This window comes from Streptomyces sp. NPDC005799 (genome assembly GCF_040630525.1).
In the GTDB taxonomy this organism is placed as follows: Bacteria; Actinomycetota; Actinomycetes; order Streptomycetales; family Streptomycetaceae; genus Streptomyces; species Streptomyces griseorubiginosus_B.
The window spans coordinates 12216-25554 of record NZ_JBEXXQ010000066.1; the positions used below are offsets into that span (position 1 = coordinate 12216).

The following is a 13339-nucleotide window of genomic DNA, read 5'->3' on the forward strand; positions in this document are numbered from 1 at the left end:
CTACGGCCCCTTACGGCTTGGTCAGCCCGAGCAGGCGGGCGGCGTTCTCCTTGAGGATCCTCGGCTTGACCTCGTCCTTGATCGGCAGCTTCTCGAAATCGGCGAGCCAGCGGTCGGGGGTCAGGACGGGGAAGTCGGAGCCGAAGAGGACCTTGTCCTTCAGCAGCGTGTTCGCGTACTGCACGAGCTGCGGCGGGAAGTACTTCGGCGACCAGCCGGACAGGTCGATGTGCACGCCCGGCTTGTGCGTGGCGACGGCGAGGGCCTCGTCCTGCCAGGGGAAGGACGGGTGCGCCAGGATGATCCTCAGATGCGGGAAGTCGGCCGCAACGTCGTCGACGTGGAGCGGGTTGGAGTACTTCAGGCGGATGCCGCCCCCGCCGGGGACGCCGGCGCCGATGCCCGTCTGACCGGTGTGGAAGAGGGCGATGGTGCCCGTCTCCTCGATCACCTCGTACAGGTCGTACGCGACCGAGCGGTCGTTGGGGAAGAAGCCCTGGATGCTCGGGTGGAACTTGAAGCCCTTGACCCCGTACTCCTCGACCAGCCGCCGGGCCTGCTTCACGCCCGCCTTGCCGCGGAAGGGGTCGATGGAGGCGAAGGGGATGAGGACGTCCGCGTTGGCGGCGGCGGCCTCGGCGACCTCCTCGTTCGGGACGGGCGCGGTGCCGGTCGCGGACTCGGCGTCCACCGTGAAGATCACGGCGGCCATCCTGCGCTCCCGGTAGTAGGCGGCCGTCTCCTCGAGGGTCGGCTTCCGCTTGCCCTCCACCTTGAAGTACGCGGAGGACGCGTCGTGCAGATCGTCGTCCAGGGAGGAGTGCCCCTTGGAGGACACCTCCGCATGGGTGTGGACGTCGATCGCGACCAGGTCGTCGACGTTCATCGAGGGGGACATCACGCCTCCGGGAACTTGGGCGCCGGGATGCCGACGCTCTGCGGCTCCGCGCCGAGGGAGGTGGCCCAGACGTCGGCCAGGCCCTGCGGGGTCCAGCCGCCGTCGGCGTACGCCGCCTTGATCTCCTGCGGATGCGACCAGAGTGCCACCTTGTCGCCGCCGATGCCGATGGCCTGGCCGGTGATCTGGCGGGCGGCCTCGGAGGCGAGGAAGGGCACGAGGGCAGCGCAGTCCTCGGGGGTGCCGAAGCCCTCGCCCTTGCGCAGGAAGTCCGGGAAGGGCTCGCCGTTCTTCAGGGCCTCGACGTACGGCGCGAAGGCGGGGATGGTCTCGGTCATCGCGGTGGCGGCCACCGGCACGATCGCGTTGACGGTGATGTTCGCGCGGCCCAGCTCCATCGACCAGGTGCGGGCCATGGCGGCGATGCCGGCCTTGGCGGCGGCGTAGTTCGTCTGCCCGAAGTTGCCACGCTGGCCGGCCGGGGAGCCGACCAGGATCAGGGTGCCGCCCTCGCCCTGCTCGCGCATGCGGACGGCGGCGGCGCGGGCACAGGTGAACGTGCCCTTGAGGTGGGTGGTGATCACCGCGTCGAAGTCGTCGTCGGTCATCTTCCACAGCACCTTGTCGCGCAGGATGCCGGCGTTGGTGACCAGGACGTCCAGCCGCCCGAACTCCTCGACGGCCCGGTTCACCAGGCGGTCCGCGGCCTCGGAGGTGCCGACCGGGACGACCTCGGCGACGGCCCTGCCGCCCGCCTCGGTGATGGACTTCACGGCGGCCTCGGCCACGGCCTCGTCCACGTCGTTGACGACGACGGACGCGCCATGGGCGGCCAGGGCGTGCGCGTAGGCCAGTCCGAGGCCCCGGCCGCTGCCGGTGACGACGGCGACCTTGCCGGTGAGATCGATGCTGGACACGGGTGGAGTCCCTTCAACATGGGCTGCGGCTTCGAGATCGAAGCTAAGAGCAATAATTGTTGCCGTCAATAGTTGTTGGCGACCTCAGGGTGCGACATGCTGGAATCTGCACCGAGAAGCACGCCCTTCGCGGGGCCGAGACCAGGGAGCCCGCCATCAGCCGACAGCACGCCAAGAACGCAGCCTCGATCGACGCCGACGAGCCCTGGATGCGCACTCTGCACGCGGACACGGGCTATCTGCTCTACCGGCTCGGTCTGCGCTCGGGGCAGTTGTTCAACACGTTCCTGCAGGAGTCGGGGCTGCGACTGCGGCACTATGCCGTCCTGCGCTTCCTCGCCGGCTCCGAGGGGGCCCTGCAGCGCGAACTGAGCGCCCGGCTCGGGTACGACCCGAGCGCGATCGTCGGCCTGGTCGACGACCTGGAGAAGCTGGGCTTCGCCGAGCGCCGCCCCTCCCCCGACGACCGCCGCAGCCGCATCGTCGTCCTGACCGGGGACGGCCGCGCCTTCCTGCGCGACACGGACGAGGCGGGCCTGCGCGTGACCAACGACCTGCTGGGCCCGCTGGGTCCGGCCGAGCGGGAGACGCTGCACACGCTGCTGCTGCGGATCGCCGAGGACGGACTGGGCTGACGTCGTGCGTGCACTCGACCGCGAACCCATGTTGTGCAAGTTATTGACTGCCGAAGAGTGAGTGCCTAATTTCACCGGGGTTTCGTCCCGCACGCCCCACCGGAAGGGACCTCACGTGAAGACCCGCATCCGCCTCGCCGCGCTGACCCTCACCCTGGGCGCGGCCGCCGCCGTACCCGCCCAGGCGGCCACGGACGCCCATGTCGAAGGCCGGCTCCCCTCGGGCGCCACGTACTCGATGGACGTGCCCGCCCACTGGAACGGCACCGTGCTGCTCTACAGCCACGGCTACCGCCCCGCCGGTGCGCCCAACCCGGCGCAGGACTCCCCCGACGCCACCACCGCCGGCAAGCTGCTCGCCGAGGGCTACGCGCTCATCGGCTCCTCGTACGCCACGACCGGCTGGGCGGTGACCCAGGCGGTACCGGACCAGCTCGCCACCCTCGACCTGTTCACCGCGGAGTTCGGCACCGCCCGGCGGACGATCGCCTGGGGCACCTCGTACGGCGGCCTGGTCACCACGACCCTCGCCGAGCGGCACGCGGACCGCTTCGGCGGCTCGCTGTCGATGTGCGGGCTGGTCCAGGGCGGGGTCGCCAACTGGAACAGCACCCTCGACCCCGTCTTCGCCCTGCGGACCCTGCTCGCGCCCGGCGAGGACATCCCGCTCACCGGCTTCGCCGACCAGGCGGCGGCCGTGGGCGCGGCCAAAGCCCTCACCTCGAAGGTCTCCGCGGCCCAGCAGAGCGCCGCCGGCCGCGCCCGCATCGCGCTCGCCGCCGCCCTGCACGACATCCCCGGCCACAACGACCCCGCGCAGACCCAGCCGGGCCCGACGGACTGGGACGGCCAGGAGCGCAACCAGTACACGGCCGTCTCCGGTCTGCTGCAGCTGCCCGCCTTCAGCTGGCGGCAGGAGGCGGAGAGCCGGGCCGGGGGCACCATGTCCTGGAACACCGGCGTCGACTACACCGCGATGCTGGGCCGGTCCCCGCTGTACAAAGAGGTGACGGAGCTCTACAAGGAGGCGGGAGTGTCCTTGCGTACCGACCTCGCGGCACTGAACCGCGCCCCCCGGATCTCCGCCGACCCCGCGGCCGTCCGGTGGATGCGGCGCACCAGTGTGTTCGGCGGCCGGCTGAGCGACCCGCAGCTGGACATCCACACCACCGGCGACGGACTGATCCCGGTCCAGGCCGAGAGTGCGTACCGGCGGGCCGCCACCGCGGCCGGCTCCGGCCGGCTGCTCAGCCAGGCCTATGTCGACGGCCCCGGACACTGCGCCTTCACCTCCGGCGAGATGCTCGGGGCCCTGCACACCCTGGAGCACCGCCTCGACACGGGCCGCTGGGACACCTCACCTGCGGTCCTCAACTCCCGCGCCGCGCGGGAGGATTCGACGTCCGCGGCACGGTACGTCGACTACCGCCCCGCCCCCTATCCCCGCCCCTACGACCTCGCGCACCCGGGAGACGCCCGGCCATGACCCTCCGCTCCGCGCCCGACCGGCTGCTGTCCGTGCTCGCCGCGTTCGACCACGAGCACCCGGCGCTGTCCCTGACGGACATCAGCCGGCGGGCCGGGCTGACCCTCACCACCGCGCACCGCCTGGTCGGCGCGCTCACCGACTGGGGCGCGCTGGAGCGGGACGCGTCCGGCGTCTACCACGTCGGGCTCCGGCTCTGGGAGGTCGCGGCACTCGCCCCGCGCGGACTCGCGCTGCGGCAGATCGCGCTGCCGTACCTGGAGGACCTGTACGAGGCCACCCACGAGAACGTGCAGATGGCGGTGCGGGACGGGGGCGAGGTCGTCTACATCGAGTGGCTGTCGGGGCGGTCGGCGGTCGGCGTGCACATCCGGGTCGGCGCGCGCTGGCCGCTGCACGCCACGGGGGTCGGGCTCGCGCTGCTGGCGCATGCGGACCCGGACTCCCAGGACGAGTACTGCGCGGGCCCGCTCGCGGCCTTCACGCCGTACACCATCACCGACCCGGCGCGGCTGCGCCGGGTGCTGGCCGAGGTACGGCGCACGGGGGTCGCGGTGAGCAGCCGGCAGGTCACCGACGACGCCCTGTCGGTGGCCGCACCGGTACGCGGACCGGGCGGCACGGTGACGGCCGCGGTGTCGGTGGTGGTACCGCAGACCGACGCCCAGATCCCGGTCCTCATACCGGCGGTACGACTCGCGGCACGAGGAATCTCCCGAGCCCTGGGCTGGCGGCCGCCGAAGGAGCCGTAGGGCTGCAAGGCTCATATCCCTCTCACCGGCGAGGCGCGCGCCGCCGCTCGTCGGGATACTGGAACGGCCCTTGTCCGAGGAGCCGCTCATGTCCCCGTCCTCCTGGATCCCGCGGATCGCCGCGCGGGTGCGTGCCGCGAATCCGTACGTCGTCGACACCGCCCTCGCCGCGCTCGTGCTGTTCGCCGTGTCCCTGCAGTGGCTGTTTCCCGACGAGGGCGACGACCGCCTCAGCTGGCAGGGCTGGCTGCTCGGCGCCGCGACCGCGGTGCCGCTGGTGTGGCGGCGGCGCGCGCCCTTCGCCACCGCGTGGGTGATCTCCGCGGCCACGCCCGCGATGGCCGTCTACCACGCGCCGCCACCGGACGTGGTGTGGGGCGGCCTCGTCGTGCTGTACACGCTGGCCGCCCGCTCGCCCGCCTGGCAGCGCCGCCTGATGCTGGCGGGCTGGCTGCTCGGCGCGACGCTGACCATGCAGCACAAGGAGAACGCCCGGCCCTTCGAGTACGCCTTCCATCTGCTGACGATCCTGTGCGCGTACGGGCTCGGCACACTCGCCCGGGTGCAGCGCGCGTACACCGACGCGGTCGAGGACCGGGCCCGGCGTCTGGAGGGTGAGCGGGCCGCTGACACCGCACGGGCCATCGCCCAGGAACGGGCCAGGATCGCCCGGGACATGCACGACGTCCTCGCCCACGCGGTGAGCCTGATGGTGGTGCAGGCGGAGGCGGGACCGGTCGTGGTGCGCAGCGATCCGCAGCGCGCGGAGGCCTCCTTCGACGCGATCGCGACGGCCGGCCGGGACGCGATGGCGCAGCTGCGGCGGATCCTCGGCGTGCTCAAGGAGGAACCCCGCGACGGCACTTCACCCCAGCCGGGGACGGCGGCCCTGCCCGGGCTGGTGCGTCGGGTCGGTGAATCCACCGGACTGCGCGTGGAGTTGCGCACGACGGGCGAGCCGCGGCCGCTGCCGCCGGACGCGGAGGTCGCCGCCTACCGGGTGACGCAGGAGGCACTGACGAACACGGTGAAGCATGCGTACGCTGCCTCGGCGACGGTCGAACTGGACTGGACGGAGGACGCGTTGACCCTGACGGTGACCGACGACGGACGGGGCCCGGCCGGGCCGGGCGGCGGACACGGGCTCATCGGCATCCGGGAGCGGGCCGCCGCCTGCGGAGGCAGCGCGGACACCGGACGGGGACCGCACGGCGGCTTCCGGGTCGCCGTACGGCTGCCCGTCGCGGCGGACCGGCAGGCGGCGCTGGGGTGAGCATCCGCGTGGTCGTCGCCGACGACCAGGAACTCGTGCGCAGCGGGTTCAGCATGATCCTCGAAGCCCAGCAGGACATCGAGGTGGTCGCGGAGGCCGGGGACGGCGCAGAGGCGGTCACGGCGGTGCACCGGCACGCGCCGGACGTGCTGCTCCTCGACATCCGCATGCCGGAGATGGACGGCCTGGAGGCGGCCCGGCGGGTGTGCGCGCGGTCCGCGTGCAAGGTCGTCATGCTGACGACGTTCGACCTCGACGAGTACGTGTACGAGGCGCTGTACGCGGGCGCCAGCGGCTTCCTCCTCAAGGACGTGCGCCGCGACGACCTGGTGCACGCCGTGCGGGTGGTCGCGGCCGGCGACTCCCTGCTCGCGCCCACGGTGACCCGGCGCCTGGTCGCGGACGTCGTCCGGCGCCGCCGGGAGGAGGCCGCCGCCTCGGCCACCCCGCAGCGTCTGGAGGTCCTGACCGCCCGCGAGGTGGAGACCCTGCGGCTGCTGGCCCGCGGTCTGTCCAACGCCGAGATCGCCACGGCCTTCTTCGTCAGCGAGCACACCGTCAAGACCCACGTCAGCAACGTCCTGGGCAAGCTCGGCCTGCGGGACCGGGTGCAGGCGGTGATCTGCGCGTACGAGACGGGGCTGGTGGCGCCCGGGGCTCCCTAGGGCCGGTGGCGAAAGTCCCGCCTGCCCCGCGACGCCCGGCACGCTCCCCCATGACGCCGCAGGGCCCGCCCTCCGGGCGGACGGCGGGACTTTCGCAAGAGGCCCTGGCCGAGCTCCTCGAAGAGGGTCAGCTGGAGCGCGCCAGGGGCCTCGAGCCGCGAGTTCAGGGAGTTCCAGGGCGTGCGGGTCGGCTCGGCGAGGACGTCGGCTCCGGCGGCGGCGAGCCGGGCCGTGACGGCGGTGGAGTCGTCCACCTGGAAGGCGACCCGGATCGGCCCGGCCACGCGCCGCCCCACCTCCACCTCGTCGATGAAGGCGGCGTGCCCGGGATCGGTCAGCTCCAGGGTGGCCCGGCCCGCCTCGAGGAGGGTGACCCGGCCGTCGGGGGACGAGAAGGCGGCACGCTCGGGCATGCCGAGGACGTCCCGGTAGAAGCGCAGCGCCTCGTCGTAGTCGGACGCCGTGACGACGAGACGGAGTTCGCGGACGGGGGATTCCTCGGGCACGGGGCGCTCCTCGACGGCCGGATGTGGTGAGTCGGTCAACCTCCGCCGCGACCGGAACGATTCCCGCCTCCCCCTGGAGAGTGAGCCGCACCCCCCTCTCCCCCGTGCGGCCGAGGACTCGAAACCGCTCGCTCCGGCGATCCGTGGACACACCCGCCCGCATGAGCCTGAGGGCATGTCCACCGACACTCCGCAGGGAGGGACCGTGCTCTCCGTCCTCGCCCGGACGGCCACCCGCCGTCCGCTCACCGTGATCCTGCTCTGGCTGCTCTTGCTGTTGCTCGGCTTCGGGCTCGGGACGGGCGTCTTCGGGCGGCTCTCCGACAACGTGCCCGACGTCCCCGGCACCGAGTCCGAGCACGCGGCCCAGTACCTCGACCGGACCGATCCGACCGGTGAGTCGGTCACCGGGGTCGTGGCGGGCGTCGCGGTGGCGGACGCCGGCCTGCGCACCCGGGTCGAACGGGCCGTCGCCGACGTGCGTCGCGTTCCCGGGGTCGCCGCCGTACCGGATCCGTACACCACCCACGGGCTCACGGCGCGCGACGGGCGCGCCCTGATCGTCCCGGTCACCCTCGAGGGCGGTCTCGGCGACGACGCCGAGGAGAAGGCCGTCGACGCGGCCGCCGCGCGCATCAAGCGGATCGAGGCGCCCGACGTGCACGTCAGCGGCGGCCCGTTGCTGGGCAAGCAGCTCGGCGAACGGGCCCAGGAGGACGTGCGCGACGCCGAGTTGATCTCCCTGCCCGTCGTACTCGCCCTGCTGCTCGTGGTGTTCGGCGGACTGCGTGCGGCCGCGCTGCCGCTCGTGATCGCGGTCAGCGGGATCGCGGGCGCGTTCCTGGCGCTGTCCGGCTTCAGCGAGGTCACCGACATCTCGGTCTACGCGATCCAGGTCACCACCATGCTGGGCCTCGGACTCGCCGTGGACTACGCCCTGTTGATGCTGGTCCGTTTCCGGGAGGAACGCCGGCACACCGAGGACGTGGTCGAGGCCGTGCACCGTACGGTCGCGGCGGCCGGGCGGACCGTGCTGTTCTCCGGGCTCACCGTCGCCGTCAGCCTCACCGGACTGCTGGTCTTCCCGAGCGTGTTCCTGCGCAGCATGGGCCTCGCGGTGGCGGCGGTCGTGGTCGTCGACATGCTGGCCGCGGTGACGCTGCTGCCCGCGCTGCTGACACGGTTCGGCGCGCGGATCGCCCCCGCGAGGACACGGCCGGAGGGCGAGGAGGGCCGCGTCTTCGCCCGCCTCGCGCGCTTCGCCGCCCGCCGCCGGATCGCCGTGCTCGCCACCGTCGTACCGGCCCTGCTGGTCCTCGCCCTGCCCGCCACCGGCATGCGGATCGAGATCGGTGACGCCACCCAGCTCCCGTCGAGCACCGAGGCGCGGCAGTTGTACGACACCGTCGGTGCACACTTCCCGCCCGGCACGGGCGTCTCGCCGGTCACGGTCGTCCTGAGGCCCGGCACCGACGCGGCGACCGCCGACCGGATCCGCGCTCTCTCCCCGACCGCCGAGGTCCGTGCGCTGCCGGGCGGGGCGAGGGTCGTGCAGCTGCAGCCCTCCGGCCGGGTCGACGGCGCGGCGGCGACCGGTCTGGTGCGGCGGGTGCGGGAGCTGCGCGGCTCGGAGCCCGTGCAGGTCACCGGGGCAGCCGCCCGGCTCGTCGACTTCCGCGCGATGCTCGCCGACCGGGCGCCCTGGGCGGCCCTGACCGTGCTCGTCGGCATCTTCGCGCTGCTGTTCGCCTTCACGGGTTCGGTGCTGATCCCGCTGCGCACGATCCTGACCACGCTGCTCAGCCTGGGCGCCGCGCTCGGTGTGGTGGTGTGGGTCTTCCAGGACGGTCATCTGGCCGGCGCGCTGGGCGCCGAGGGCCTGGGCGCCCTGAGCCTGACCGCGCCACCGCTGATCGTGGCCATCGCCTTCGGACTGGCCATGGACTACGAGCTGTTCATCCTGGCCCGGATGCGCGAGTCGCGCCGGCTGACCGGGGACGACCAGGAGGCCGTGGTGACCGGTCTGCGCCGCTCCGGGCGCGTGGTGACCTGCGCCGCGCTGCTGCTGGCCGTCGTCTTCGGCGCCTTCATGACCGGCGGCTTCTCTCCGATCCTGCAGATCGGCCTGGGCCTGACCCTCGCGGTGCTGATCGACGCGACGGTCGTACGGATGCTGCTTGTCCCGGCGACGATGGCGCTGCTGGGGCGGCGGGCGTGGTGGGCGCCGAGGCCGCTGCGGCGGGTGCACGAGCGGTTCGGGGTGAGCGAGGAGGCACGAGAGCCGGCCGAGCCGGCGAGCCGCTGAACCGGAAGGGCAGTGGACCGCAACGGCCGGGCCCCCGGGGAGTCCTCACCGGAATCTCAGGAAGCGGCCCGGACTTTCAAAGGATCAGCACATACGCGCGGCGCAGGATCCGTCCGGACAAGGTGGAAATCCCGGAAAGGCCTGCCGTGGGCGTCTCGCACATATCGAACCGGTCCCCGCAGCGGTCGGGGAGGTGGTCCCGGCGCGGTGTGCTCGGCGCGCTCGGCGTCGTACCGGCCGCCGCCGTACTGAGCGGGTGCAGCGGTTCGGCGGGCGCCTCCGAGGACACGGCCACGCCAGCCGCGTCCGCGAAGGCGGCGGCGAGGAGGCCGGCGGTCTCGGTCACCCCCGCCGACGGCACCAGGAAGGCCGGTTTCGCGAACCCGGTCGAGGTCACCGTGACCGACGGCACGCTCGCGTCGGTCAAGGTCACCGGCAACGACGGCTCGACACTGGCCGGTTCGTTCAACGCGGCCAGGACCAGGTGGACGTCGGCGAGAAACCCTTACTCGGGCACGAAGTACACGGTGACCGCCACCCCGAAGGGCGGCTCGGCGCGGACCACGACCTTCACCACCAAGTCGCCCGGTGAGACCTTCGTCGGCTACTTCACGCCCGAGGCGGACTCGACCTCCGGCGTCGGCATGCCCGTGTCGATCAACTTCACGCACGCCGTGAAGGACAGGGCGGCCGTGCAGAAGGCCATCACCGTCACCGCCGAGCCCGCCGTCGAGGTGGTCGGCCACTGGTTCGGCGACACCCGGCTGGACTTCCGGCCCGAGACGTACTGGGCGCCCGGCACGAAGATCACCCTCAGCCTGCGGCTGAAGGACGTCCAGGGCGCCGAGGGCGTCTACGGCGTCCAGCACAAGGACGTCACCTTCCACATCGGCCGCGCCCAGATCAGCACCGTCGACCTGGCGAGCAAGGAGATGGTGGTCGAACGGGACGGGGAGACCGTCGCCACCTATCCGGTCTCCGGCGGCAATGCCCAGCACACCACCTGGTCCGGGATCATGGTGATCAGCGAGCGGTTCCAGCAGACCCGGATGGAGTCCTCCACGGTCGGACTCGGCGACGAGTACGACATCCCGGACGTGCCGCACGCCCAGCGCCTGACCACTTCCGGCACCTTCGTGCACGGCAACTACTGGGCGTCCACCTCGGTCTTCGGCCACGAGAACACCAGTCACGGCTGCGTCGGTCTGCACGACGCGAAGGGCGCGAACGACCCCTCCGTGGACGGCTACAAGTTCTACAGGAGCTCGATGCTCGGGGATGTCGTCATCGTCAGGAACTCCGGCGAGCGGACGGTGGATCCGGCCAACGGGCTCAACGGCTGGAACCTGTCGTGGGAGGGGTGGAAGGCCGGAAGCGCCGTCTAGCACAAACGGCATTCATGGGGTGAACTCACCCGCGCCGGAAGGACTTTCCTTGTTTTAAGTCTTGACGACCGGTGTGGGCGGGAGCACATTGGGGCCACTTTGAGAGCGCTCTCAATCGGCACCCCGCAGCCATCCCCGTACCCGAGAGGCACCCCCATGAGTGCAAGCTCCGGCACACCGAGACGGCGACGCGCGCTCGTCGCCGTCCTCAGCACGCTCGGCCTGGCGGCCGCGCTCGCCACGGCCGCCACCCAGTCAGCCGACGCCTCCGCCCCCACACCCCCGTCGGGCTGGACCCAGGTCTTCCTCGACGACTTCAACGGCTCGGCCGGCACCGGCGTCTCCACCTCCAACTGGCAGTACGACACCGGAACCTCCTATCCGGGCGGCCCCGCCAACTGGGGCACCTCCGAGGTCGAGACGATGACCAGCAGCACCAGCAACGTCGCCCTCGACGGCAGCGGCAACCTCAGGATCACCCCGATCCGGGACGCGGCCGGCAACTGGACCTCGGGCCGTATCGAGACCAACCGCACCGACTTCCAGCCCCCGGCGGGCGGCAAGCTGCGCGTCGAGGCACGGATCCAGATGCCCGACGTCACGGGGAACGCGGCGGCCGGCTACTGGCCGGCGTTCTGGATGCTGGGCGCGCCCTACCGCGGCAACTACCAGAACTGGCCCAGCGTCGGCGAGCTCGACATCATGGAGAACGTCAACGGCATCAACAAGACCTGGGCCACCATGCACTGCGGCACGGCCTCGGGCGGCCCCTGCAACGAGACGACGGGCCTGGGCAATTCGACGGCCTGCCCCAACACGACCTGCCAGTCGGGCTTCCACACCTACACCATGGAGTGGGACCGCTCGGCCAGCCCCGAGGCGATCCGCTTCTCCGTCGACGGGGTCAACTACCAGACGGTGACGGCCGGTCAGGTGGATGCCACGACCTGGGCCAACGCCACCAACCACGGCTTCTTCGTCATTCTGAACGTGGCGATGGGCGGCGCCTTCCCGGCCGCGTTCGGCGGCGGACCGACCGGCGCCACCGAGTCCGGACACCCGATGCTGGTGGACTACGTCCAGGTGCTGTCGTCCAGTGGGAGCGGTACCACCACGCCTCCGCCGTCCGGCAACCGTGACGCCTACAGCGCCATCCAGGCGGAGTCGTACGACAGCCAGTCCGGCGTCAGCACCGAGACCACCTCGGACACCGGCGGCGGACAGGACGTCGGCTACATCGCCAACGGCGACTGGGCCCTCTACAAGGGCGTCAACTTCGGCTCCACCGCGGCCAGGCAGTTCTACGCCCGGGTGGCGAGCGGCGCGGCGAGCGGGGTGAGCGGTCTGGTCCAGGTACGCCTCGACAGCGCCACCAGCACACCCGTCGGCAGCTTCGCCGTCGCCAACACCGGCGGCTGGCAGTCCTGGACGACGATCCCGGCCAACATCAGTGCGGTCACCGGCACCCACGACGTCTATCTGACCTTCTCCAGCGGCCAGCCGGCGGACTTCGTGAACGTGAACTGGTTCGACTTCGGTCACTGACACCGCGGTTCGCCCAGAAGAGGGGCCCCACGCCGGGTGGGGGGGGCCCCTTCTCAGTGCATCTCGGCCCGGAACGCCGCCGGTGTCATGTCCGTGTGCTGCTGGAAGAACTTGGAGAAGTTCGCCGCGTCCGGGAAGCCGACGGCCGCGCCGACGCGGCCGATCGGGAGGTCGGTGTGGGCCAGGAGTCGCTTGGCCTCCAGGACGACCCGCTTGTCGATGAAGCCCTTGGGGGTCTCGCCGGTGGCGGCGCGGACCGCGCGGACGAGGGTGCGGCGGGAGTAGCCGAGGGAGTCGGCGTAGGCGCTGACGCTGTGGTTGGTGGCGAAGTGCTTCTCCACGGCGTCCCGGAAGAGGGTGAAGGTGGTGTCCGACTGACCGCGGGCCGCCTGGGCCGAACTCGCCGCCAGATGGGCGAGACGGAGGAGGAACGCCGTCAGGGAGTGACGCAGGACCGCCGTGTGAAGACTCAGCGGAAGTGTCGTGGTGTCCTCGTACTCGTATCGCAACTGCGTCAGGGCCGAGCGCAGGGCGGCCCGTTGTGCGTCGTCCGGGCGGAGCAGGGGTGGGAGGTCGTAGCGGTAGAGGCCCGTTGCCTCCACCGTGGCACGGGGCAGGAAGCCCGGCTGCATGGTCAGCACGGTTCCGCGGTACTCGCTGACCTTCGGGAAACGGTGGACCTGGCCCGGACGGATCCACAGCACGTCCCCCGCCCTCGCCTCGTACTCGGCGAAGTCGATCATGTGGCGGACGGGGCCGTCGTCGAAGAGCATCACGACATGGAAGTCGATGCGGTGGACGCGGTGCAGCGGGGCGTCCGCGTGCCAGGTGCGGCCGGCTCCCATGGGGCCGACCTGCATGCCGACCCCGCACACACTCAGCTCGACCGGGAAGGGGAACGTTCTGATCACGTCCACGCCCCCGTCACCGTCGCCGCCTTGGATGGTTCTGTCCGCCATGTCCCTCTCACGC

At 71.9% G+C, this 13339-nt stretch carries 12 protein-coding genes; 8 read left to right on the top strand and 4 right to left on the bottom strand.

Annotated elements, in window-relative coordinates:
* Window positions 1–10: 10 nt before the first annotated feature.
* Together ABZ453_RS42785 and ABZ453_RS42790 are read right to left on the bottom strand one after the other, a co-directional pair.
* On the bottom strand, window positions 11–886 hold the full coding sequence (locus tag ABZ453_RS42785; RefSeq protein WP_359024194.1) for an amidohydrolase family protein: 876 nt from the start codon (window positions 884–886) through the stop codon (window positions 11–13).
* Between the two features lie 11 nt (window positions 887–897).
* Window positions 898–1815, bottom strand: a complete 918-nt coding sequence (locus ABZ453_RS42790; protein WP_359024136.1) for an SDR family oxidoreductase — start codon at window positions 1813–1815, stop codon at window positions 898–900.
* A gap of 209 nt (window positions 1816–2024) precedes the next feature.
* On the opposite strand from ABZ453_RS42790, the gene ABZ453_RS42795 reads away from it, so the two are divergent.
* The 5 genes from ABZ453_RS42795 to ABZ453_RS42815 all read left to right on the top strand — a co-directional run bounded on the left by ABZ453_RS42795 (window position 2025) and on the right by ABZ453_RS42815 (window position 6626).
* Window positions 2025–2450 carry a MarR family transcriptional regulator gene (locus tag ABZ453_RS42795; protein WP_359024196.1) on the top strand — a complete coding sequence of 142 codons (426 nt, stop codon included), beginning with the start codon at window positions 2025–2027 and terminating at the stop codon, window positions 2448–2450.
* Window positions 2451–2565: 115 nt separating this feature from the next.
* Window positions 2566–3936, top strand: coding sequence for a prolyl oligopeptidase family serine peptidase (locus ABZ453_RS42800; protein WP_359024138.1), 1371 nt, complete (start codon window positions 2566–2568; stop codon window positions 3934–3936).
* Window positions 3933–4688, top strand: a complete 756-nt coding sequence (locus tag ABZ453_RS42805; protein WP_359024140.1) for an IclR family transcriptional regulator — start codon at window positions 3933–3935, stop codon at window positions 4686–4688. Before ABZ453_RS42800 ends, ABZ453_RS42805 begins: the two co-directional genes overlap by 4 nt.
* Before the next feature lie 88 nt (window positions 4689–4776).
* On the top strand, window positions 4777–5961 hold the full coding sequence (locus ABZ453_RS42810) for a histidine kinase (protein WP_359024141.1): 1185 nt from the start codon (window positions 4777–4779) through the stop codon (window positions 5959–5961).
* The gene (locus ABZ453_RS42815) at window positions 5958–6626 is read left to right on the top strand and encodes a response regulator transcription factor (RefSeq protein ID WP_359024143.1); all 669 of its coding nucleotides are present in this window, start codon (window positions 5958–5960) and stop codon (window positions 6624–6626) included. Before ABZ453_RS42810 ends, ABZ453_RS42815 begins: the two co-directional genes overlap by 4 nt.
* Here ABZ453_RS42815 and ABZ453_RS42820 read toward each other — a convergent pair.
* The gene (locus tag ABZ453_RS42820; protein ID WP_359024145.1) at window positions 6623–7132 is read right to left on the bottom strand and encodes a VOC family protein; all 510 of its coding nucleotides are present in this window, start codon (window positions 7130–7132) and stop codon (window positions 6623–6625) included. The genes ABZ453_RS42815 and ABZ453_RS42820 overlap by 4 nt on opposite strands.
* A 205-nt stretch (window positions 7133–7337) precedes the next feature.
* On the opposite strand from ABZ453_RS42820, the gene ABZ453_RS42825 reads away from it, so the two are divergent.
* From ABZ453_RS42825 to ABZ453_RS42835, 3 genes are all read left to right on the top strand, one after another.
* Window positions 7338–9437, top strand: a complete 2100-nt coding sequence (locus ABZ453_RS42825; RefSeq protein ID WP_359024198.1) for an MMPL family transporter — start codon at window positions 7338–7340, stop codon at window positions 9435–9437.
* A 146-nt stretch (window positions 9438–9583) separates the two neighbouring features.
* Window positions 9584–10822 carry an Ig-like domain-containing protein gene (locus ABZ453_RS42830; RefSeq protein ID WP_359024147.1) on the top strand — a complete coding sequence of 413 codons (1239 nt, stop codon included), beginning with the start codon at window positions 9584–9586 and terminating at the stop codon, window positions 10820–10822.
* Between the two features lie 156 nt (window positions 10823–10978).
* The gene (locus ABZ453_RS42835) at window positions 10979–12367 is read left to right on the top strand and encodes a glycoside hydrolase family 16 protein (RefSeq protein ID WP_359024149.1); all 1389 of its coding nucleotides are present in this window, start codon (window positions 10979–10981) and stop codon (window positions 12365–12367) included.
* A 53-nt stretch (window positions 12368–12420) separates the two neighbouring features.
* Here the strand turns inward: ABZ453_RS42835 and ABZ453_RS42840 are convergent, their stop codons facing one another.
* The gene (locus ABZ453_RS42840; RefSeq protein ID WP_359024151.1) at window positions 12421–13326 is read right to left on the bottom strand and encodes an AraC family transcriptional regulator; all 906 of its coding nucleotides are present in this window, start codon (window positions 13324–13326) and stop codon (window positions 12421–12423) included.
* Between the last annotated feature and the right edge of the window lie 13 nt (window positions 13327–13339).